Below are 22,771 nucleotides of genomic sequence, written 5' to 3' on the forward strand. Positions count from 1 at the left end.
TGACAGATGCTTTGCCTTTTCTGGCCGGAGATGCTTCGGCATGCCGCTGGATCAACCTCCAGGAAGACCTGTTGCGTGCTCCAAATACCGTTGACGCTTATGCCCGTGGGGTCAATGACTGGCTGACCTTTTGCCACGCTTGTGGCCTGACGGCAACCGGCGCCGGGCATGATACTGTTGCACTGTATATCCGCAGCCTGCATGCTGGACGCCACCTCTCAGCTGCGACTATCCGTCACCGGTTGACGGTGGTGAGACTCTACAGCGACTGGCTTTGTGAAGAGGGGCTACGGGAAAAAAATCCAGTCAGAAGGGGCAACTGGAAAACTAACGGGAAGGGAAAACCGGGCATAGTTCCTGTTCAGCGGCGACTGCCGTGGATCCCTGATGATGAAGACTGGCTGCATTTTCTGACTGTAGCTGGAGAGGCTGACATCAGAACCCGTTTTATGCTGGCACTGGCCTACGACTGTGGATTACGCCGGGAAGAACTCTGTTCAGTGACTACCGGTGATATCGATCCATCCCGTCGGTTGCTCTCTGTTCGGGCAGAGCATACCAAAAACCGATGTGGCCGGGTGGTGCCTTATTCCCCGGTGACCGGTGAGCTTTACATGGCCTGGCTGGCTGAGCGGCGTCAGCTCAGTGCATCCCGAGGCCCGCTTTTTCTGTCGCACTCGCCGCGTAACCGGACGGAGCCTATCAGCGGCTGGACCTGGTCAAAAGTGGTACGCAGCCTGGCGCTGCAAGCCGGGCTGCCACTCATCAGTACACATACCTTTCGGCATCTCTGCCTGACGGAACTGGCCCGCGCGGGGTGGGATATCCACGAAATTGCCGCATTTGCCGGGCACCGTCGCATCCAGTCAACACTGCTGTACATTCATCTCAGCGCACGCGATCTGAGCAGTCGATTCAACTGTACAGTGGAGTCTTTGCATACTCACCGCCTTACTCTGTTGCACCTCCAGGATTCTTCACCATGATGCAATCTGAACAGACCGCGCCCTGTCCTGCAATACAGCTCAGCCTTCCCGATCCGCTTTGGGATACGCGACCTGATTTTGCTGTGGGCGAGCTTGAAGCGCTGGACACGCTGATCAGTCATTTCCGGCAGGGTGGAAAAAACTGGCCGCCTGAGATATTAAAACAACTGTCTCGTCTTCTCTTACCGCTCCGCGACACACTGGTAAGGATGCATGCGGCCAGGGCTCCATACAATTCATCCCTTCACGATATAACCGTAGAGATGCAACGTCTCCGAAAAACATACTGGGCCTGGACACAGTCAGAGTGGTCCGAAGTCATCTGCAGCACTGAAGGTGAATTTCGCCGAAGGTTTGGGGCCAGTGGTAATTGCCGGCAATACGTGATGGCACTGGCGTGGTTGCTGTGTGGTTTTGATCGTCTGGAATCCTGTGGTGTTTTTTATCAGTACCGGCTCTGTCTCAAAGTTTTTGGGCGTCAGCATACGGATGCAGCAGTCCTCAGACTTAATGAGATGATGATTGCGGTGGGATATGCTCCTGGCGATGGGAGAAATAACGGCATCAGGAATGCCTTGTGCATGGCAATGCTGCTTCAGCGTGAACCACAGCCAGAGCGCACCAGTGTCGACACGTTACGATATATAGCCTCTTCAGGACCGGCTTACCTCCGCAAGTACTCCGCAACGCTGTCGCGTATACTGGCGTCATCAGGGGTTATTGATGACAGTTTCGAGCATCGGGTGTCACAGCGTCGACGTCCGCCTCGGGAATATAATGCTGTGACCAATGTGCCTGCTGAATGGCTTTCCTGGTGTGAGCGATGGCGTGCAACCTCTGTGCTGCGCCCCTCAAGCGTCGAGGCATGCTGGTATGTGTTGCTCAAGTGCGGTCGCTGGCTGGCGGATTGTCATCCGGAGTGCGTGTCACCGGCCGACTGGACGCGGGAGACGGCAATGGCATGGGTAACGACAGCATGCAAAATGAAAGTAGGTGAATGGTCAAACCCGGGAGGTATGTATCGTGATCGACGTGGGAAGTTGATGAAGCCCTCGGCGCGTGCCGGAATGCTCAGACATGTGCATACTTTGTTTCGTGATCTTCAGGAGTGGGGTTGGATCCCGGTCAGATTCAGTCCGGAAAGAGTTCTCAGAGCACCCAGAAGCCTGAGAGCGCAGATCGGCCCCGATCCTCGTGTAGTGAGTGATGAGCTCTGGTGTAAATTAATTCACGCGGGACAAAATCTGCAGGAGGCAGACCTGCCAAGCTCTGTCGGGTATCCCTATTTTTATCCGCTTGAGATGGTCAGGGCATTAAGTGTGCTTTGGTTATTTGGCGGACTCAGACGTGATGAAATTCTGCGCATGCGGTGCGGTTGTATCCGCTGGCAGGCCTCAGAAGAAAATGACGGACAACGTATTTGCCTGATGGATGTCCCGGTCAGTAAGACTTACGCAGCATTTACAAAACCGGTTGACTCCATTGTTGGAGATTATATTGAACGCTGGGAACAGGTTCGTAGCCCGCAGGCGCTTCAGGAAGATCCAAAGACCGGCGAGAGTGTTCATTTTCTTTTTATGCATCGGGGAAAACGGGTGCATGGAAGCTATATTAATAAATCGCTGGTTCCGTTGCTGTGTAAAAAAGCGGGCATTCCTGAGCAGGATGCCAGAGGTAAGATTACCAGCCATCGTGCACGCGCGACTATCGCCAGCCAGCTTTATAATGCCCGGGAACCGCTTGATATTTTTGAACTGCAGAAATGGCTGGGGCATGCCTCACCGGAATCCACGCGTCATTATGTTGATATCACTCCGACGAGGCTTGCCGAATCTCTCGGCAAAGCCGGTTACTTTGAACGTAACCGCCGTATGGTATCTGTTCTCATCGATCAGGATGTCATAGTAGCAGGACAGGCAGAGGAAGGCAGACCCTGGCGCTATTACGATCTGGGGCATGGTTTCTGTACGTATGATTTTTTTGATCAGTGCCCTCATCGTATGGCCTGTGCCAAGTGCTCTTTCTACATGCCAAAATCGTCATCGGAAGCACAATATCTGGAAGGACGGCAGAATTTGCTCAAACTGATGCAGGAGATCCCTCTGACAGAAGATGAACAGGCAGCGGTAGATAATGATATCGACGCAGTGGAGCGACTTCTCACTAAACTCAGCGGTGTCTCTCCGCCGGGGGAGCAGAAAAAATAGCGGAATGCGATTATTGCAAAGCGCAGCTTTAGATATTCAGAAATCAGTTTCAACTTAAATTCAGAGGTGCTTCAACGGCTTCCTGCAAACCTGCCATCAGGGCTCTTGATCAATCAAAGTAATCATAGGTACTGTATTTAAACACAGTGTCGTGGATGACCATTATGCAACTGATTATTCCCTCTGAACCCGATGTAACGAGCCCGCTTCCACTCTTTACAGAACGGGTGCCTTGCGGCTTTCCAAGCCCTGCTCAGGATTACGTCGAGGACAGTCTCGATTTGAATAAACTCGTCGTCAGACATCCCAGCGCAACCTACTTTGTCAGAGTCAGTGGAGATTCAATGGCAGACGCAGGCATCAGTCACGGTGACTTGCTGGTTGTAGACCGCGCATTATCGGCAGTTCATGGCGATATCGTTGTTGCTGCAGTCGCAGGCGAATTCACGGTGAAAGAACTCCACACCTATCCACGCCTTCAGCTCATGCCGCGGAATATAAACTATTCTCCTGTCGTTTTCGGAGCAGAAGAGGAGCTGGAAATTTTTGGTGTAGTAACCTTTACCCTGAAAGACCACAGACATGTTCGCGCTTGTTGATGTAAACAGTTTTTATACTTCCTGTGAGACTGTTTTCCGGCCGGACTTGCAAGGTAAGCCCGTTGTTGTCGTCTCCAACAACGATGGGTGCATAATTTCCCGTTCAGCAGAAGCGAAAGAATTGGGGATTGGCATGGCTGGCCCCTATTTTAAACTGAAGGATGAACTCAAGCGCCAGAAGGTGAAGGTGTTCAGTTCTAATTACGCGCTGTATGCCGATATGAGTCGTCGGGTGATGACAATCCTCGAAGAAATGGCTCCGGGTGTGGAGATTTATTCTATAGATGAAGCTTTTCTCGACCTGACCGGCGTCAGGAATTGTATCGACCTTGAGATCTTCGGTCATGACATTCGTAATCGATTACTCAAAGAAACCGGGCTGACCGTTGGTGTTGGGATTGCCCAGACTAAAACGTTAGCTAAGTTGGCTAATTACGCGGCTAAGAGATGGAAAAAAACAGGCGGTGTCGTCGATTTATCGAATGTTGATCGTCAGCGGAAATTGCTGGCAAAAGTGCCCGTCAGCGAGGTGTGAGGGGTGGGTCGTCGCATCAGTAAAAAACTCAATCTGATGGGGATTGAAACAGCACTGCACCTTGCAGAGAGCTCCAGTTGGGTGATCCGGAAACATTTTAATGTGGTACTGGAACGAACCTCAAGAGAGTTGCGTGGTGAGCGGTGTCTGGGTCTGGAAGAGTTCTCTCCCACTAAACAACAAATCATCTGCAGTCGCTCTTTTTGTCGACGGATAACTGAGTATGAAGAAATGCATCAGGCAATCTGTAGTTACGCTGAACGGGCCGCTGAAAAACTCCGTGAAGAGAAACAATTCTGCTGCTATATCAGCGTGTTTCTTCGTACCAGTCCACATGCACAAGATGAAGTTTTCTATGGTAACCAGACATCGGGCAGGCTGCTAACACCGTCCTGTGATACGCGGGATATCATTCGCGTCGCGTCGCGACTGCAGCACTGCAACGTATCTGGATTGATGGACATCGCTATATGAAAGCAGGTGTGATGCTGAGCGATTTCTTCAGTCAGGGAATTTCACAGCTCAACCTGTTTGATGATTGCCAGCCAAGATCAAACAGCGCGGCACTGATGCAGGTTATTGATCAACTTAATCGTTCCGGACGTGGAACGGTGTGGTTTGCGGGGCAGGGAGCCAATAAACCCTGGTCAATGAAGCGTGAAATGTTATCACCCTGTTATACCACGCGATATTCTGATCTCCCTCTCGTCAGATAGTGATATCCGTTACGATATACAGTGAAAACTAAAGAACTTAAATAACTCATCTCATGAGACACTATCATGTATTTTATGCCCCTGTAACAGCCTTTAAATTCTTGCGAAATTTAAAAAAACAACACATCAATCTTAAATCAGGTGAAGATGTGCAATCTCCAGCAATAATTTTTAGATGATAACATCAGTTAACCACCTTAAACGGGCTCATTATCCAACTGCCGGCATGCGGATAATAAGATTTTTATATGGAGCGCAGGCCAATGATAAGTTACGCATATGTTTTTTTTAGAAATTTTTGACAAAGAACTTCAGTTATTTTGATGAGTCTGCCAACGTAAAATAAAAAACCAAGAAATTATTTTATGTTTTTTACTTTCCATTTTTTATTATTTCCTATTAAAATCAGATGGTTGATGAAAATTAACAACCCTGCGGGCATCCATATAGCTTTAAAGTAGGATTTTACTCACTTGTTTCATCGCCCAGCATAGCATAAAGTTATCCTGAATCATCGCATGTAAGAAGGTGAATTTCATCCGTCATAGTTAACTTTTTTCATTTTCCATCGGGGAAATGCATCCTGGTTTTTCTGAAATTTATTCAGAAAAATGGGTGCATGATAATCCAGAAGCTACGGTTTAAATACAAAAAACATGGTTGGGATATAACCCTGCCTCCGAGCTTATCCTCATAAAGTGGAATTGATATGAAAAAATCAAAATATTTTTACATCAGCAAGCACTCACACAATGGCATACTGCTACACAATTCTGATTGTGAATTTCTACCTGCAGCATCATCCCGGGTTTTTATTGGTTCCTGTTATTCAGCACAACAGGCCCTATCAGCGGCCAGAGTTCGATATCATAATGTTAACATGTGTCCATATTGTAATTATCACATACAGAAATCCTCCTGCAATTACAGAAATCTGATGTCATTGTCTGAAAAGCCTTTACCGGTGCTTCATCCTGCTCAGAACAGAAGCATGTTTCATTCAGAACATAATCTCCCAGACTTATTATAAAACTCCATGATTCGTCGTTGATTAAACTCAGGACCGATTTAGCCTCGGGCCTGAGTTAACCTCTTGTATTATTACTTGTTTTTATAGGCAGAAGCTCTGATGACTTCACTGGTAGTCCAGTAAGAAGGTGCGCTGCTGGGATCAATAACAATATATTGAGCACCTTCTTCGGCTGCTTTGTCCAGTACTTCATTCATGGCATTCTGATAGCCAGTATGGCGCGCCACGCCGGTAAGTGTTGATGACCCAGATACATTGGCGACAAACTGATACTCTTTAGCCTGCTCCGCTGATATTATCTGAACCCGGGATGCCCTGTCAGTCATTGTGGTTGAGCATCCGACAAGCAGAACGCATTGTAATAAAAAGGCGAATAAGTATATTTTTTTCATATCAGTCACTTTTCTGTTTCATTGGTGATTGTTCAAGTTTCTCTGAGTAATAACGTAACAAGACCGTTTATCGACTTTAAGAAATATAAATCTCTTTAGGGTAAATAAATCAACCAAATCAATTTGTCATTTTTCCATTTCAATAATGACTTTCAGATATTAGCTCATTAAGTATCGTTCTTCGACCTGATTCATACGTTCCTATTGCAAAATAAAGTAGTCAGAGAAATGCAGAAAGTAAACACAGAGAATAAAGAAAGTTACTGTGTGGTCTTTTTCGATCTGTATTTCCTAGGGGCTTATGGTAAGTTAATGACCGGCATCCCCCCGCACGGGGGATGTTTATTTAGTGAAAGTCTTGACATCTGTGACCCTGCCAGACTTCATCTCAAGGCGGAAGCCTATACCCTGTTTCCAGTAAATACCATCATGGAATTTGAAACCTTCATCCCGCATGCGGGTGACGGCTTTGCCAACGTTTTCACCCAGCAGAACATCTCGTTTGTAATCCTCTGCCCACCGGGCAAGATGCCATTGATCGTCTGGCATTTTATGGGTATTCCGGTTTTTTTCGCATTCTCCATGAGCATCCTGAACCTGCGTGCAGCCATGGGTTTCCAGATTTTTACGGTAAGATTCAGAAATGGCGGATGCATTAAACGATAAACAAAAAAAAGCAATTGCAAGCATGTTGAATATGGTTTTTATCATAGCGTCACTCTCTTAAAAGTGTGCAGGATGATTACGTGGACCGGAATCTACTTCATGGTAACGATGTGGATATGTTTCCGGAGTTTTATTATTAATGTATTCAGCCTTATTGGCTTTGTGCAGGGCAGTGAGCTAAGTGGCAAGATCAACCGTGGCTCAGCTGCCCGCAGTAACAGCACCAGAAGTTAGTATACGATCTGTATTAACAATGATGTAACTGGCAAATTATTCGCCACTCTGACTGTAATGCTACGATCAGATCAGGAGCGGATAAACAGTTAGAGACCCGGACGGCAGTAACTGTGAAGCAGATAATCCATATCATTCAGGATTTTTCAGGAATGCCCTGTTGCCAAGGCTTACTCTGCTACCAGCGACCTACATTACGGGATCCGGACTCAGCACTACCTCCACCAATATGATTCCCCCCCCCAATGCCATGGCTGTGCGATGCCGCATTATTCTGCCCTGAGTTATCACTACTGGCTGCGTGGCCATGCCCGCCATGCTCATGTGAGTTTCCTTGGCCACCATGCCGTTGAAAAGCCGGGGTATAAGCAACCGCGACCTGTGTCGCTGGTCGTACTGCAGCCAGCTGTCCGGCCGTAATCTGAACAGGATGGCCGTCAATCACTGCATTAACGAGGGTTGCCGGTGCTTTAGCGGCCAGCGTTTTGACACTGACGTTAATTGTCGGAATGGCTGTTGGAGAGGCTACCGGGATTCGGCTGGGGGTAGGTTTCAGTGATGGAACCTGGCCGGGTACAGCCTGTGGAACCTGGTTGGGAACCGCCATCTGCTGTGGTGTTGCAACCGGGGTAGCGACTGGTTGACGCTGTGGCACCTGAGAGGGAGCGAGCTGCGCCAGTTGAGGTGTGGCCTGAGGTACCTGATTGGGAACCGCCATCTGCTGTGGTGTTGCAACTGGCGTGGCGACCGGTTGACGCTGCGGTACCTGAGAGGGAGTGACCTGAGCCAGTTGAGGTGTGGCCTGAGGTACCTGTTGGGCTTGACTCGGTATTGCTGCCTGCTCTGAACGAATTGCAGCATCAATATTCCTGCGTTCTCTGGATTGATCATTGTTTACCAACATACGTCCGGCTGAAGCAGCAACTCTGTTATTTGTATTGGGATGTTGAGCTGCAGCTGAGATTGCGCCGGCAGCATGATGTGCCGCCTCATGGCTATCACGGGCCAGCTGATTTAATTGGCTGAGTGCTGGGCTGTTATCCTGTAATACAGGAGCAGCATTCAGTGTTGTTATTCCGCTGCACAAAGATGTTATGACCAGAGGCAGAAGGATTGTTTTAAAACGGTTCATTTCGGCTATCCTCATTTTTTTGTAAAATAAATAATTTTGTAAACTGTTTTCTGTTGCATGGAGTCTTAAAACTCACATTGAGAGCAAGGCTCTTGAATTTTTTCTCGTCTTTTACAATCTGGCTAATGGCACAAAGCATTCTCCGGTTAAATGCATTTAATCTGGTATTTGATGTTCCGGATTACTGCTGGTTTATTCAGTTAAATTATGGGCTTAACAAGTATCATGGGAGAAATTTTAAAGCATGTGGTAAGTAACAATGCGCCGCCAAGACGCCGCCAAGATTTTCTAATTTCATTTAGTCACTGCATGCACGCCTTTTAAGGTGACATCAAGGAATTTCATAGGATTTTTATTTATATGGTTAAGGTTAAAATCACACCAATATATCGTGTACCTATAATAGAGACACTTATTTCGATGAGTAAAATATATAATATTTCGCAGGTCGAAATTTGATATCGATCAACTAAAATCAGATGAGGTGCTAAATTTTTTTTTAAATAATCAGTCATGAAATAATTTCACGACGCAGGAAGTCATATAGTTAATCCCGTAATTAACTATATATCTTGCTATTACTACATATCCGTAAATTGCAAATTAAGAAAAAAAAGTCAGTGCGTCGACTAAGTATAATATGGTAACTGCATGATCAGATTGATAATTTTCATGTACGATAGTGTTTACAGACAGATAATGGAGGTTCATGAAGTGTCCAGATGCTTTCAGAGGTCATTTATATTGTGGTATGAGCTCAGATGAGAAATGAGAATGGCCTGCCGGGAAAAGGTGCTGAATGCCACGTTAAAGCACAGGGGAATGAAATGTCACTTCATCTGAAACAGGAAGAGAGAATATCCCATAAATATAATGGGATATGCTTCATGTAAAATAAAGATGAATACCCGAATTACATTCTGATTACACCAGTCATACTTTAAATCTTGCGCTTTCGTTCGATGTAACATCAGCAAAAAGTGAATGTGGAGGAAATATATCAATCTGGTTGTAAGATACCATGTTCGCGGCCCACTATGGCCGTCCAGCTTGCACTATATGTGTTGTCCTGCCGTGCAAAACTGACGACAACATTACTTTTTTTTTCACGGCACTCGGCATAGTTGGTGTTAAACCATATGCAGGTTGCTCGCTGACCATTGATCAGCACGCGATCCCCTCGTGTAGTGACAACCAGAGTTGAACCATCCGCATTTTTCCCATGAAGTGCCATTTTGGGAAACGATGCAGCATGGGCAGCATTAAAAGAGACACTCAGGGAAAGAGTCAGAATGAGGAAAAACATCCTCATACCAGATAAAAGGGTCTTGTTCATATTTTTTTGTCATGATTGCTGTGGAATTTTTTTCTGAGATTCATGAGCATAAACGACCTGCTGGGATTCTCTCTTGCCCCCTATCATATCTATGATATTAAAAGCATAAGTCAGTCCGTTTTCTAATGATAGTGCAGATAATCTCTCAGACAACATGTCAAGGGAGGAATGATACCTTGAAAGGTAGTCCTCTTTTCCTCTGTCATTGAGATATTTTTTGACAGGAATGAGAAAGGAAGCCAGGAGGTCCGGAAGCGTATATTCAGTCAGCATTTTCCACATGAATGCATTGAGAACCATTTCATTACCGCTTGAGAGGCAAATGAGAAATTCTTTATTTCTCATTTTCCACCCACTGTGTCTGTAATGCCAGGAGTCATTCAACAGGGTGTGTACCTCACTTAGAGTGTCCCCGGAAGAGGTTAATGCTCTGATTATTCTGACCTCTGATAGCTCTGAATCTGTCAGTGAGTAATCTCTTTCAGTTTCAATAAGTTTAAATCGCTTCCAGTTGCGCAATGTTTCAGGAATTACTCCAGTCATTTTAAATACATCATCTACATAATATCTCAAAATCATTGTCTCTCAGTGTGCTCAGTGTTTAATCAGTATGAGTGCAATATATTCAGGAAATATTGATCTTCGTCAAATAGCACGATTAATCAAAAAAACTTTCACCGAATAAATTGTTTCTATTAAATGAAATTGACTATCATTTTCATTGAGTTGTAGGGAGGGGAGTATATTCATAAATAAAATCATATTGTTATAAATCTGTTCGTGGTGAGATGAGCTGTTCATTAAAGAATGACTCATTATGCCTGTGTGCGCAATGTGCTAATTCGGGAATAAAAATTAAAGAAATTGCGAGTGATTGCCGATATTAGAATGTGGATCGATCAATTAAGCAATTGATTTCAAGGTATTGTTTGCAATGAAATGCCACTCTATTTGTAGGCCCTTGTGTATTTCTTTGTTATCTATAAATTGATAAAGAGCATGGAGGCTCAACATTGAGTCAGGTAGTGTGAAATAAAGTTTTATTATATTTTGGGGTTAGGTTTGATTGGTGATTATCGGGGAAGTTTTATGAAAGAACACGGGCGTGAATTACATACCACTGAGATTAACCTTGAAAAAATCGTCCTCTTGTACAGGAATGCCCTATCCGGGATTAGCATTACTTTTCTCGCGAGTACTGCACTTGCTTTCGGCTTTTCACCTTTCAGGCTTTACTCTGGCAGAACACTATGGTGGTCTGTCATGGTAATACTGCTATGTGTCAGGGGATGGGACATTTATTGCTGGCACCAGCGTAGGAGAAGAGACCATAAATGCATCTACAGGGATCTACTTCGTTTTCGCGCCGGGGTGATCCTCACAGCTGTTGGATGGAGCTGCTTCTGTCTGTTTTTTTACCGTACATTCAACGGATATGAACTCACCTCCTCAATGATAATTCTCTCAGCAATGGCCGGTGGTGCAACGACAGTTTTATCTGGTGATAAAACATCAGCTATTCTCTACTGTCTGATACTGCTTCTACCATACTCGTTCTTCTTACTGGCAGATGACAGACCAGATTATAAAGTTCTGGGTGGGTTAGGTTTATGTTTTGCGGCTGTAATGTATTCCATTTCTGAAAAAACCTCCAGTTTTTTGACAATGACTCTCCAATTACGCTTCGAAAATGCTCATCTGCTAAAAAATATGGAGAAGATTGTTGAAGAAAGGACGGGGGAGATTATACGACTGAATGAAATCGATTCATTAACTGGTCTGTTGAATCGGCGGACATTTCGTCTGAAGTCAAAAGATATAATCATTACACATCCGGAATCAAAATATGTTGTTCTCTTTGTTGACTTGAATAACTTCAAATCCATTAACGATAATTTTGGCCATCACATTGGTGATTCTATTCTGGGAGTTCTCTCGGTAAGATTCAGATATGCTTTTAAGGATGAGGTCTTGATAGGACGATGGGGAGGTGATGAATTCCTATTTTTCTCTGAGTTCAGGAACGCAAATGATATACGGATTCTGGCCGAGAAGGTCAATGCTGCATTCTCACAAAAGATCATGACATCAGGAAATGTTGTCAGTTTGACCGCTTCGGTCGGGATCTCCTTTTACCCTGATCATGGGAATGATATCGATAAGCTTATTATCTATTCCGACATGGCGATGTACGAGCAAAAAAACAAAAAAACAAAACTTCCTGTGGTATTTGACAGGGATATTTATGAAAGAAATGCTCGAGATTACCATCTTAGTGTTTCACTTATGAATGCCATTGAAAAAGAACAGTTACATCTTGTTTTTCAACCGATATATAGCTGTGACTCAGGTCGCTTCGAATCTGCTGAAGCCCTGTTGAGATGGGATCTCAATGGTGAAATCATTCCTCCAGATGTGTTTATTCCACTTGCAGAAAAAAATGGATGTATTGTTGAAATTGGATTATGGGTTTTGAACTGTGCATTAACTGAAGTAAAGAAAATACATATGCAGGGTGATGACTTTCGCATATGTGTAAATGCCTCGATCTATCAAATTGTCAGTGAAAATTTTGTGGAAGACGTTCTGAATTTACTGAAAGAGCATGATTTTCCATACAATTCACTTTGCATTGAAATGACTGAGTCAGTTTTTTCGGGAGATAAACCACAAGTCATCGAATCAATAAACAGCCTACGTTCCGCAGGTATAAAAATATCAATTGATGACTTTGGTACAGGATACTCCTCTCTGTCCCTAATCCATAGCCTGAGTATTAATACTGTCAAGATAGATAAATCCTTTGTCAGACAGATGGATACCGGAGGTATGGATATCATAAAAGGTGTTCTTGAGATGGCAAGAGGGTTAGGTTATCAGGTGGTTGTAGAGGGAGTTGAAACTGAAAATCAGGCTTTGAAATTGAAAATGGCAGGTGTTCACTACCTTCAGGGTTACTTTTATAGTAGGCCAGTAGGTTTTGATGAGTTGCTGTGCCTGTCCAGAAAGTGCCTCGTAGACACAGATTGATGAAGATGTTCAGGTATTTTTAAAATTAAATATTTTTGCTGAGCTTACGATTCAGTCGGTTTAAGGATAAGCAGATAGATTAAACCCTCAGCACCTTCCTTTTCTGCCTGGATAATGCGTCTGAATTTCTGCCTCTTGCTTAAAAGTAACCACGCCAGAAAGACTTACCTGACAGATTACCCTGGGCCAGTGATGTTTCAGGTATTGACAGATTTTTACTTTCAATTCCACATAATCAGTAGAGCGGGCAATAACACAACCGTCATTGTTTGAAAGCACCACTACCGGCTTACCGCGCAGGTCTGGTCTGAACACCGTTTCGCAGCTCGCATAGAACGAGTTCACGTCCACCAGCGCGAACATCAGATGCCCCCGTTCGGGTTAAACACCTGGAACAGGCGTTCTTCGCCCTCTGCGGGAGAGATATCGCGAAATGTCGTGGTGTGCGTCTCAATCCACTGGTTTGCAGCACGCAGCGTGTAATGCCAGTTGAGCCGGTCAAGTTCCCGTACAAAGTCGAGTGTGCTGATAGTGAAGCGACCAGCGGCATCGCGTTTTATCGCCTGCCTGAAGGCAATCATGATTTCATAGTCGCGTGGCATGTTAATCACCTTAAGAATAACTGTATTTATATACAGTATTATTGATCGGTACATACGATCAAGTAAGGATCTGCACGTTTCCTGGAACCGACTGGCTGAGAAGGAAATTTAGTAGCCCTGCTACTTCAGTTACCCTTGATATCTGACGCATCCCTGTCTTCCTGGGACGGTACAGTTTCATATGATTACAACCTTCTGTGCGTTAAGCATTCCATCTTGATCCGATCGGGATTAATATAAGAAAAACTTAACAAATGGATTCGTTATGTCATTCAACCGCTACTGTAGCCAACACTCTGTAATAAAATACTTTTTTAACTTCGCGCTTAGGATTTTGATGCGGCGAGTGTAGCACTTTGGCGGTCCAGTTCCATGACCTTTAAATCAGTATTAACCGCACCACAGCACCGAGATGTTTATCAGGAATAAAGGACTGACTTAATGAACAGACAGGAGATTAAGGACAGATGACAGGAGTGAACGATTCTCTCTCAATGAGCATGGAAGGATACGGAAATCTGCGTATACGTGAAGGCGTGGTTTATCGGTACTATAACGATTTAGGTCCTCACGCAGGGAACTGTACATGGGGTGTGGGAACCCTCGCACACTTCGGAACGTGTACAGAAGCAGAACTGAAAACCGTTGTGACGACTAAAGACATTAATGCTGCGTTATCAAGACATGTTCATCTTGTTGAGCGGTATATCCGAAAAAGAGTTTCTCATACTAAATTAACTCAGGCCCAGTTCGACGCCTTGGTATCCTTTTCTTACAATGTCGGAAATCCTGCTTCCGTAATGGAGTCGGCAGATAAAGGAGATATGGAATCTGTCAGAAAAAAAATGCTCCAGTATATCTATATTTATAAACATGATGCACGGGGACACAAGGTAGGGAGACCGAAGATACTTGCACCTCTTTACCATCGACGCCTCGAAGAATCAGCCCCCTTCAAATAAAGGACATATCATGTTAAAAGAAATATTTCTTGGTGCAATTTTATCATTACTGGTAGCATCGGGCGCTTATGCTGCTACAGACAAGGATATGGATGTCAGGATTGACCAATTAATGGGAGAAAGTACGCATCAGCAATATCATGATTTCTTTGTAAGTCTGCAAAAGGCTGTTGCTGGAAAAGATAAAGAGAAAATCGCTTCATTAGTCGATTACCCTATTACAGTTCACATTGACAAACGGAAAACGGATGTCAAAAACCCGAAGCAATTCATCAAACTTTACGACAGGATTTTTGATAAGAAGTTAAGCGAGGCTATTCTTAATCAAAAGTATGCTGACCTTTTTGCAAAAGATACCGGGATCATGGTTGGAGACTCTGGTGAATTATGGTTTAGCGGCGTTTGCACTAAAAATGACTGTAGCAAATTCATTATCCGTATCATCGCAATAAACAATTGATGGTTTAGCAGATAACCCAACTTTTCAGACATATAAAAACAACCACCCTGGCAACGCCTTTAGGCCAGGGTTTGTTCAGTGCATCACAGGGGTGCCACATCAAGCCATTAACATAAGGAATTGATTGTTTTGCAAATGCCGACAACAGAAACCATCAAAACTTTAACCACGATAATAACCCCACTCCTGACATTAATCATCATTCCATTGGTTAAAAAAATAGCCAGCATTAAGAAAACGTTCTTCTCACTTCCGACAGAAAAGAAAATTGAAGCGATTGATTACATCCTTACGTACTCATCGTCTGAAAATCCACTGAAAAAACTAAAGCACGAAATCAAGATGGGAGATTTTAAACTTCATTCCAACATCAATCTCTCCATCAAAATCATTAGATTTTACGCAGATGATTACTTTAACAACATTGGGTTAGCAAAAACGTTACTCTTAGCAAAAGGAATTTATATTTATAGAGATGATAAGATAAAAATCAGGAAGGCAACATTACTGGTGCCCCTTATCTTTGCTGCACTATCAGTATTTATGCTTTACTCCTCTGTCATCCTCTTTAACTCCAAAGATGGCATTACCTCAAACCTCATATCCGCTTATGTATTGCTCTCATGTGGGTTGGCTTACTTATTTTTCACTCTGTTATTTTTGCATAGCTTTTCCACTATCATATGGAATAAAAGAAAATTCAATAAATTTTCATCTAAAATAAAAGATGATAATATCATCCCGATCAGTCATTCTTCTAATAGCTGAAACGAAGAAATTAAAGCAGGACAGTCTTTTCAAATAAGCATTGAGAGTAAGCTGGTCAGAAACCAGCTTTACAGTGTATGGTCGCCAGAGTATGCACCATTAGCTGTATAACCACCGCCCCGCTTTAGCTGACTCTATTAGCATCCGTATGGTTAGCGGCTTTGGTTCGGTGTTGGCAACCTTCTGCGACTTAGGACGCAGAAGGTTAGGCAAAAGCCCTTTTTCGTAAGGCCAGTAAGCAACGAAGTCGAAAGATTCTGATTCCACATTAAACCGTGAAAAATAGTCTTTCATAATCTCATCACCCGCTGAACGCTCCCACGGATAATCGCCTGTAGAGAGACTTGTTTCCATCGTCACGGCTGGCTTTGTTTTTGAGAATAGTGGCTTCTTGTTGAAGGTGTTGTCGTACCATTCCATGACCTTCGCATCGATTGATCCACTTAGCATAACTTGTCGTTACCTCTGACTAGTCATAAAGCCAACGGCCAGCGTTTGCTGATTCAATTAGCATCCGTATGGTTAGTGGCTTTTTATCAAGGTTTACGGGATTCCTTGAGAAAAATGATTTCGTTTTCCAGGGGAAGTAATGCTCAAACTCAAAACCGGCCTGATCAACATGAAAGTGTTCAAAATATTCGGCGAGCATCTCATCCACGTCTTCAGGTTCATACAGCTCCTGTAAAGGTGAATCATCCTCCATTTCGACCTTGCGAAGAAGAATTGTTGTTACCAGCGGGAGTTCTTTTTTCACAAACTCCCTTACTGTTTCATCGCTAAACTGAATCACCAGATTTTGTCCTCAGGTCGCGCAATCGCATTGTAATGGTTCATCGTTCTAAAAGAGATCAGTGATACATCACGGGCGAGAATTACCCATCCAAGTACCGGCACCGCCCTTCCAACAAATGCACCGAGATTTTTTACCCAAAAGAACCTGATCCCTCTGAGCGAAAATGATTTTTTGGTTAGCGTTGGCAACACGCGGGTTTTGAAGTTGAAACTAAGATGTTTTCGAAAAAATAGAGAGGCTGGCGAAGTCCCGGGCGTTGCTGTTTTCGGTTTACCTGGTACAGCTATGATGTTGCTTCCTAATATGATAGAGGCAACCCCGATGATATCTTGAACACCCAATTGCTGTTCCGTTTCTTCAACGAACACCCAGAATAAAAGCTCCTGAGCCGTCAGATTATCCAGTCCCTTGTAAAAGTAAGTTCCGTTAAGCTGTTCCGTTGTATCCATCACCAAACTCCCTTTAGTTAAGATCGACTTATGATAGTGCTCTATTTTCAGGCAGTCCAGCTATCGCAAAACACACTAAAATTCTGCCCTGGATCAAATCACCTGCTGAAATCATCTTTGCCATCTCTTTCTCCCCACCTCGTTTGGTCAATGTTTAACCAGAGGGATTTAGAGTCTGCCCCCTAATTTTTTCCGAATAGATATGAGCGCTTCCGGGGGAGCAGATAATGAAAAACTTAAGAGCAAATGTGTTTACCGCGATGATCCTGTTTTGCTTTTCATTCTGGGGAATTGTTATGTGGCATCTGTACGTAATGCTGAAACATCTCTGATTTTTCAGACATAAAAAAGCCGGTCAGAAACCGGCTTTGAGCGTGAAGTAAACCATCAACCAGAACAAATACGCCACACCCAGCCGGTACAGCTTATTTAGCAGCACACCGTTCACCTCCATCGTGAACCGGCACACCGCCTGCGCATTCGACAGCTCCTCCACGCACACAAACGTGAATGTCACATCGTAATATCCGGTGCTGTCGGCTTCTCCGATATCGCCATAATCGTCATCCGTAAACAGGATCAGTTTTTCAGTGACTGCCATACATACCTCATGAGGGTGCCCAGCTCGCGGTCGGGTCTGAGGTGGGATACCAGTTTAAACCGTTGGAAAAGAGCGGCTGCATCGCCGGATGCAGGACGGTATCAGTGCACAGCACCATCGTATAAACATGTGTCGCCGGTGATGGCAGGTCAGCGTAGGTATATCGGGGCATACGCATTGAGCAGGTGTGCTCATAGTAGGGAATGAAGCGCTGTTCGCCGTTGATATACACTGAGACATACGTGGTCCCCGCCACCGCCTGGACATTCCCCGAGTACAGAAGCAGATCGCCGCTGTCCAGGTCCATGCCGAACCCGTTGCCGTCATATCCCACTCGTAGCAGCGCGATTTATCGCGCTGTTTTGGAAAGGTGTGCGATAAATCGCGCCGCTACGTTGTTGTAAACAGGTTTTTTCGAAATATTTTGTGCTGTAGCAAGGCGGCAAGGGCGCGAATCCCCGGAAGCATACCGGAGTATGTGACCGGGGTGAGCAACCGCAGCCAACGCCGCTACAGTGCAAAATATGAAGAAAAAAAAAGCCCGCAGAAGCGGGCAACTTAATACTGGAAGCAATGTGAGCAATGTCGTGCTCTTCTTCGGTAGAGCCACCGTCGAAGCGCAGAAGAATAATAATCATTCTTATTATCATCTGTAAAGCCCTAATTGAGAATTTTTCTCATTTCCACACTAACGGTGTGATTACCCCGCCGTCGGGATGGCGAAAAAGACAGCACAATTCGCCTTAATTTGGGGAGTACCCGGCGTTTGCGATACACTCTCGCTATTGCCTCAGAATCGTTGAGTTCTATGCCAAAATTAATCCCCACGCTGCTGCTCGGTCTCAGCGTATTGAGTGCGTCTGTCTGGGCTGCACCTGCGAACGACATTCGTCAAAGCGGCTTTGTTTATTGCGTTAACGGCACGGTAAATACCTTCAATCCGCAAATGGCGAGTAGCGGTCTGGTGGTCGATACCCTCGCCGCGCAGCTTTACGACCGTCTGCTGGATGTCGATCCTTACACCTATCGCCTGGTGCCTGACCTCGCGCAGAGCTGGGAGGTGCGGGATAACGGCGCGACTTACCGTTTCCATCTGCGCAAAGATGTGCCCTTCCAGCACACCAATTGGTTCACCCCTACCCGCAATATGAATGCCGACGATGTGGTGTTCAGCTTTGCCCGCATGTTCGATCGCCAGCACCCCTGGCATAACGTCAACGGTGGCAGCTATCCCTATTTCGATAGCCTGCAATTCGCTGACTCGGTGCAGAGCGTGAAAAAACTCGACAACGATACCGTCGAAATTCGCCTGAACAGCCCGGATGCATCATTCCTGTGGCATATCGCCACCCATTACGCACCGGTGCTCTCCAAAGAGTACGCTGACAAGCTGACTGCTAAAGGCCAGCAGGAGCGACTGGATCGGGAACCGGTTGGCACTGGCCCGTTCCAGCTTAGCGAATACCGTACCGGACAATACCTGCGCCTGGCGCGCAATCCCCACTACTGGAAAGGCGTGCCGCGTTTACAGCAGGTGGTCATTGACCTCGGTGTCGGCGGGACCGGTCGCTTATCAAAATTGCTGACCGGCGAGTGTGATGTGCTGGCCTATCCTGCTGCCAGTCAGCTCAGCATTCTGCGTGACGATCCCCGCCTGCGCATGACGTTGCGTCCGGGGATGAATATCGCCTATCTGGCATTTAATACCCGTAAACCGCCGCTGGATCGCCCCGAAGTCCGCCACGCGCTGGCGCTGGCAATCAATAATGAACGCCTGATGGAGTCGATTTATTACGGCACCGCGGAAACGGCGGCCTCGATTCTGCCGCGCGCGTCCTGGGCATATGATAATGATGCGCGGGTGACCGAATACAATCCGGCCAAAGCGCGGGAACAATTGAAAGCGCTGGGGGTGGAGAATCTCCATCTGCGGCTGGTGGTGCCGACAGCATCGCAGGCGTGGAATCCCAGCCCGCTAAAAACTGCTGAACTGTTACAGGCCGATTTGTCACAGGTGGGGGTACGCGTCACCATCGTGCCGGTTGAGGGGCGTTTTCAGGAAGCGCAACTGATGGCGATGAACCACGATATCACCCTGACCGGCTGGGCCACCGACAGCAACGATCCCGATAGCTTCTTCCGCCCGCTGTTGAGCTGTGCGGCGATTCGTTCGCAAACCAACTACGCACACTGGTGCTCGCCAGCATTTGATGAAGTGTTGCAACGCGCCCTGCTGTCACAACAGTTGTCGGCTCGCATTGAGAGTTATGATGAAGCACAGCAGATCCTGGCGCGAGAGTTGCCGGTGTTGCCACTGGCGTCATCGCTGCGATTGCAGGCGTATCGCCACGATATTAAAGGTCTGGTACTGAGTCCATTTGGCAACGCCTCATTCGCAGGCGTTTATCGTGACGAACGCAGCGAGGAATAATCATGATCATCTATATCTTGCGTCGTCTGCTGCTACTGATCATTACGCTGTTTTTGCTGTCGCTGGTCAGCTTCAGCCTCAGTTACTTCACCCCGAATGCCCCGTTGGAAGGTGCGTCGTTGTTTGATGCCTGGTGGTTCTGGTTTAAGGGTTTGTTGCAGCTCGATTTTGGTGTTTCCAGCACCAACGGCCAATTGATTGATCTCCAGTTGCGCGAGGTTTTTCCTGCCACCCTTGAACTGTGCATTCTGGCGTTTATGTTGGCCCTGCTGGTCGGTATTCCGCTGGGGATCTGCGCCGGGGTGATGCGTAATAAGTGGCAGGACAAGGCCATCAGCGCGCTGGCACTGCTTGGCTTCTCTATGCCGGTGTTCTGGCTGGCGCTGCTGTTTACCCTGTTCTTCTCATTAACCCTCGGCTGGCTGCCGGTATCAGGGCGTTTTGATTTGCTCTACCCGGTGCAGAACGTCACCGGTTTTGCGCTGATTGACGCCTGGATAAGCCATTCACCGTGGCGTCATGAAATGTTGATGAGCGCGCTGACCCATATGATTTTGCCGGTGATCGTACTGGCGGTGGCACCCACTACCGAAGTGATTCGCCTGCTGCGCGGCAGTACCAGTGAAGTGATGGACAAGAACTATGTCAAAGCAGCGGCCACGCGGGGGTTGTCACGCTTTACCATTATCCGTCGCCATGTGCTGCATAATGCGTTGCCGCCGGTGATCCCACGTCTGGGTTTGCAGTTCTCCACCATGTTGACGCTGGCGATGATTACTGAAGTGGTATTCAACTGGCCGGGGCTGGGCCGTTGGTTGATCAACGCCATTCGCCAGCAGGATTATGCAGCGATTTCCGCTGGCGTGATGGTGGTGGGTAGCCTGGTGATTGTGGTTAATGTGTTATCTGACATTGTCGGTGCCGCACTTAATCCATTGAAACATAAGGAATGGTATGCCCTACGATAATATCTACGCCGAAAAACGGCAGCCCGGCACCTTCCGCCTTAGCTGGCAGCGTTTTTACCACGACACCAGCGCAATGATTGGTCTTTACGGCTTCGGCGCGTTGCTGTTTTTGTGCCTGTTTGGCGGTTTGCTGGCCCCTTATGGCATCGACCAGCAGTTCCTGGGCTACCAGTTGCTACCGCCCTCGTGGTCCCGCTATGGCGATGTGTCGTTCTTTCTCGGCACTGACGATCTGGGCCGCGATGTATTGAGCCGTCTGCTGAGCGGTGTCGCGCCCACCGTGGGATCCGCCATTCTGGTGACATTGCTGGCCAGCTTCTGCGCCCTGTTACTCGGCGTGCTGGCGGGCATTACCCACGGTTTGCGTTCAGCGGTGATGAATCACGTACTGGATACCCTGCTGTCGATTCCGTCGCTGCTGCTGGCGATCATTGTGGTGGCGTTTCTTGGCCCGCGCCTCGAACATGCAATGCTGGCGGTATGGCTGGCGCTGATCCCGCGACTGGTGCGCGAAATCTACACCGCCGTACATGACGAGATGGAAAAAGAGTATGTGGTGGCGTTGCGCCTTGATGGTGCGCGCAATCTGAATATTTTGTGGAGCGCGGTGCTGCCGAATGTGCTGCCGCTGTTGGTCGGGGAATTTACCCGCGCCCTGTCGATGGCGATCCTCGATATCGCGGCCCTCGGCTTTCTCGATCTTGGCGCACAGCTGCCTTCGCCCGAATGGGGCGCGATGCTGGGTGACTCGCTGGAACTGATTTACGTTGCGCCCTGGACCGTGATGCTGCCCGGCGCGGCACTGATGGTGAGTGTGTTGATTGTTAACCTGCTGGGCGATGGCATCCGTCGCGCCGTAGAAGCGGGAGCTGAATAATGCCGTTACTTGATATCCGCAATCTGACCATCGAATTTATGACCGCCGAAGGGCCAGTAAAAGCCGTAGACCGTATCAACCTCACCCTGACCGAAGGCGAAGTGCGCGGCCTGGTGGGGGAATCCGGCTCCGGCAAAAGTCTGGTAGCGAAAGCCATCTGTGGCGTCACCAAAGACAACTGGCGCGTCACCGCCGACCGTATGCGTTTCGATGATATCGATTTACTGCGCCTTTCGCCGCGCGAGCGCCGTCGCATCGTCGGCCATAACGTGTCGATGATTTTCCAGGAGCCGCAATCCTGTCTTGATCCCTCAGAAAGTATTGGTCGCCAGTTGATGCAGGCCATCCCACGTTGGACCTTTAAAGGTCACTGGTATCAACGGCTGTGGTTCTGGCGCAAAGCGCGCGCCATCGAGCTGCTGCACCGCGTCGGGATTAAGGATCATAAAGACATTATGCGCAGTTTCCCCTATGAGCTGACCGAGGGGGAGTGTCAGAAGGTGATGATCGCCATCGCGCTGGCGAATCAGCCACGTCTGCTGATCGCCGATGAGCCGACTAACGCGATGGAGCCCACCACCCAGGCCCAGATCTTCCGCCTGTTAAGCCGCCTCAACCAGAACAACAACACCACCATTTTGCTGATCAGCCATGACTTACGCACCATGAGCCAGTGGGCCGATCGCATCAACGTGATGTATTGCGGCCAGACGGTAGAGACCGCGCAGAGTGAAGACCTGATGGGAACGCCCCATCACCCCTACACTCAGGCGCTGATCCGCGCGATGCCCGACTTCGGTAGCGCACTGCCACATAAAAGCCGTCTGAATACCCTGACCGGGGCGATTCCCTCGCTGGAGCATCTGCCAATTGGCTGCCGTCTCGGGCCGCGCTGTCCCTATGCACAACGCAAATGCATTGAGACACCGCGCCTCAACGGAAACAAAGCGCATCTCTACGCCTGCCACTTCCCGCTGAATATGGAGGGCCAGTAAGC

The 22,771-nt window shown here is 47.0% G+C and carries 22 protein-coding genes and 2 pseudogenes; 13 read left to right on the plus strand and 11 right to left on the minus strand.

The annotated features are described in order from the left end of the window. The first annotated feature begins 71 nt into the window (after positions 1–71). From AC6I8R_RS10505 to umuC, 4 genes and pseudogenes are all read left to right on the plus strand, one after another. The gene (locus AC6I8R_RS10505) at positions 72–986 is read left to right on the plus strand and encodes a tyrosine-type recombinase/integrase (protein WP_497832226.1); all 915 of its coding nucleotides are present in this window, start codon (positions 72–74) and stop codon (positions 984–986) included. Continuing rightward, positions 983–3,193 (plus strand): tyrosine-type recombinase/integrase, encoded by a 2,211-nt coding sequence (locus AC6I8R_RS10510; protein WP_497832227.1) that lies wholly within the window; start codon positions 983–985, stop codon positions 3,191–3,193. The genes AC6I8R_RS10505 and AC6I8R_RS10510 overlap by 4 nt, the downstream gene beginning before the upstream one ends. Positions 3,194–3,357: 164 nt before the next feature. After that, positions 3,358–3,792, plus strand: coding sequence for a translesion error-prone DNA polymerase V autoproteolytic subunit (umuD, locus tag AC6I8R_RS10515; protein ID WP_497832228.1), 435 nt, complete (start codon positions 3,358–3,360; stop codon positions 3,790–3,792). Then, a pseudogene (gene umuC / locus AC6I8R_RS10520) lies at positions 3,776–5,043 on the plus strand (translesion error-prone DNA polymerase V subunit UmuC). Before umuD ends, umuC begins: the two are co-directional and overlap by 17 nt. 1,101 nt (positions 5,044–6,144) lie before the next feature. Here the strand turns inward: umuC and AC6I8R_RS10525 are convergent. Next, the gene (locus AC6I8R_RS10525; protein WP_497832229.1) at positions 6,145–6,474 is read right to left on the minus strand and encodes a DUF4156 domain-containing protein; all 330 of its coding nucleotides are present in this window, start codon (positions 6,472–6,474) and stop codon (positions 6,145–6,147) included. 219 nt (positions 6,475–6,693) lie between these two features. Here AC6I8R_RS10525 and AC6I8R_RS10530 point away from each other — a divergent pair, with 219 nt between their 5' ends. Beyond that, on the plus strand, positions 6,694–7,131 hold the full coding sequence (locus AC6I8R_RS10530; RefSeq protein ID WP_497832230.1) for a hypothetical protein: 438 nt from the start codon (positions 6,694–6,696) through the stop codon (positions 7,129–7,131). A 412-nt stretch (positions 7,132–7,543) separates the two neighbouring features. On the opposite strand, the gene AC6I8R_RS10535 is transcribed toward AC6I8R_RS10530, so the two are convergent. The 3 genes from AC6I8R_RS10535 to AC6I8R_RS10545 form a co-directional block, all read right to left on the minus strand. Continuing rightward, positions 7,544–8,497, minus strand: a complete 954-nt coding sequence (locus AC6I8R_RS10535) for a hypothetical protein (protein ID WP_497832231.1) — start codon at positions 8,495–8,497, stop codon at positions 7,544–7,546. A 1,000-nt stretch (positions 8,498–9,497) separates the two neighbouring features. Then, the gene (locus AC6I8R_RS10540; protein ID WP_497832232.1) at positions 9,498–9,833 is read right to left on the minus strand and encodes a hypothetical protein; all 336 of its coding nucleotides are present in this window, start codon (positions 9,831–9,833) and stop codon (positions 9,498–9,500) included. Between the two features lie 9 nt (positions 9,834–9,842). Then, complete coding sequence (locus AC6I8R_RS10545; protein WP_497832233.1) at positions 9,843–10,412, minus strand: MerR family transcriptional regulator; 570 nt, start codon at positions 10,410–10,412, stop codon at positions 9,843–9,845. Between the two features lie 510 nt (positions 10,413–10,922). Between AC6I8R_RS10545 and AC6I8R_RS10550 the strand changes: the two genes are divergently transcribed. After that, positions 10,923–12,863 carry a putative bifunctional diguanylate cyclase/phosphodiesterase gene (locus AC6I8R_RS10550; protein WP_497832234.1) on the plus strand — a complete coding sequence of 647 codons (1,941 nt, stop codon included), beginning with the start codon at positions 10,923–10,925 and terminating at the stop codon, positions 12,861–12,863. Between the two features lie 216 nt (positions 12,864–13,079). Here AC6I8R_RS10550 and AC6I8R_RS10555 read toward each other — a convergent pair. Further along, positions 13,080–13,226, minus strand: a pseudogene (locus AC6I8R_RS10555) (Y-family DNA polymerase); the annotation flags it as partial. Then, positions 13,226–13,465 carry a DNA polymerase V gene (locus AC6I8R_RS10560; protein ID WP_415173694.1) on the minus strand — a complete coding sequence of 80 codons (240 nt, stop codon included), beginning with the start codon at positions 13,463–13,465 and terminating at the stop codon, positions 13,226–13,228. The gene AC6I8R_RS10560 and the pseudogene AC6I8R_RS10555, both read right to left, overlap by 1 nt. A 467-nt stretch (positions 13,466–13,932) precedes the next feature. On the opposite strand from AC6I8R_RS10560, the gene AC6I8R_RS10565 reads away from it, so the two are divergent. From AC6I8R_RS10565 to AC6I8R_RS10575, 3 genes are all read left to right on the plus strand, one after another. Then, positions 13,933–14,427, plus strand: a complete 495-nt coding sequence (locus AC6I8R_RS10565; RefSeq protein ID WP_415173693.1) for a lysozyme — start codon at positions 13,933–13,935, stop codon at positions 14,425–14,427. Positions 14,428–14,437: 10 nt separating this feature from the next. Next, entirely contained in the window at positions 14,438–14,887 is a 450-nt protein-coding gene (locus AC6I8R_RS10570; protein ID WP_415173692.1) for a hypothetical protein, read from the plus strand. Positions 14,888–15,016: 129 nt separating this feature from the next. Then, a complete protein-coding gene (locus AC6I8R_RS10575; RefSeq protein WP_415173691.1) occupies positions 15,017–15,655 on the plus strand; it encodes a hypothetical protein in 639 nt (212 codons plus the stop codon). Between the two features lie 99 nt (positions 15,656–15,754). Here the strand turns inward: AC6I8R_RS10575 and AC6I8R_RS10580 are convergent, their stop codons facing one another. The 5 genes from AC6I8R_RS10580 to AC6I8R_RS10600 all read right to left on the minus strand — a co-directional run bounded on the left by AC6I8R_RS10580 (position 15,755) and on the right by AC6I8R_RS10600 (position 17,805). Continuing rightward, on the minus strand, positions 15,755–16,105 hold the full coding sequence (locus tag AC6I8R_RS10580) for a DUF1493 family protein (protein WP_415173690.1): 351 nt from the start codon (positions 16,103–16,105) through the stop codon (positions 15,755–15,757). 19 nt (positions 16,106–16,124) lie between these two features. Beyond that, positions 16,125–16,445 (minus strand): DUF1493 family protein, encoded by a 321-nt coding sequence (locus AC6I8R_RS10585; protein ID WP_415173689.1) that lies wholly within the window; start codon positions 16,443–16,445, stop codon positions 16,125–16,127. After that, complete coding sequence (locus tag AC6I8R_RS10590; RefSeq protein WP_497832235.1) at positions 16,442–16,897, minus strand: STM2901 family protein; 456 nt, start codon at positions 16,895–16,897, stop codon at positions 16,442–16,444. Before AC6I8R_RS10590 ends, AC6I8R_RS10585 begins: the two co-directional genes overlap by 4 nt. Positions 16,898–17,252: 355 nt before the next feature. Continuing rightward, a complete protein-coding gene (locus AC6I8R_RS10595) occupies positions 17,253–17,498 on the minus strand; it encodes a hypothetical protein (protein ID WP_497832236.1) in 246 nt (81 codons plus the stop codon). 7 nt (positions 17,499–17,505) lie between these two features. Next, positions 17,506–17,805 carry a hypothetical protein gene (locus tag AC6I8R_RS10600; RefSeq protein ID WP_415173686.1) on the minus strand — a complete coding sequence of 100 codons (300 nt, stop codon included), beginning with the start codon at positions 17,803–17,805 and terminating at the stop codon, positions 17,506–17,508. 501 nt (positions 17,806–18,306) lie between these two features. Here AC6I8R_RS10600 and sapA point away from each other — a divergent pair. The 4 genes from sapA to sapD are packed head-to-tail and all read left to right on the plus strand — an operon-like array spanning position 18,307 to position 22,769. Continuing rightward, the gene (gene sapA / locus AC6I8R_RS10605) at positions 18,307–19,929 is read left to right on the plus strand and encodes an ABC transporter substrate-binding protein SapA (protein WP_021183123.1); all 1,623 of its coding nucleotides are present in this window, start codon (positions 18,307–18,309) and stop codon (positions 19,927–19,929) included. Between the two features lie 2 nt (positions 19,930–19,931). Beyond that, positions 19,932–20,897 (plus strand): putrescine export ABC transporter permease SapB, encoded by a 966-nt coding sequence (gene sapB / locus AC6I8R_RS10610; RefSeq protein WP_021183122.1) that lies wholly within the window; start codon positions 19,932–19,934, stop codon positions 20,895–20,897. After that, positions 20,884–21,774, plus strand: coding sequence for a putrescine export ABC transporter permease SapC (gene sapC, locus AC6I8R_RS10615; protein WP_497832237.1), 891 nt, complete (start codon positions 20,884–20,886; stop codon positions 21,772–21,774). Before sapB ends, sapC begins: the two co-directional genes overlap by 14 nt. Continuing rightward, the gene (gene sapD, locus AC6I8R_RS10620; protein ID WP_021183120.1) at positions 21,774–22,769 is read left to right on the plus strand and encodes a putrescine export ABC transporter ATP-binding protein SapD; all 996 of its coding nucleotides are present in this window, start codon (positions 21,774–21,776) and stop codon (positions 22,767–22,769) included. Before sapC ends, sapD begins: the two co-directional genes overlap by 1 nt. Positions 22,770–22,771 lie beyond the last annotated feature (2 nt).

It is taken from the genome of Pantoea sp. X-Soil-OKNW-713 (assembly GCF_059730685.1).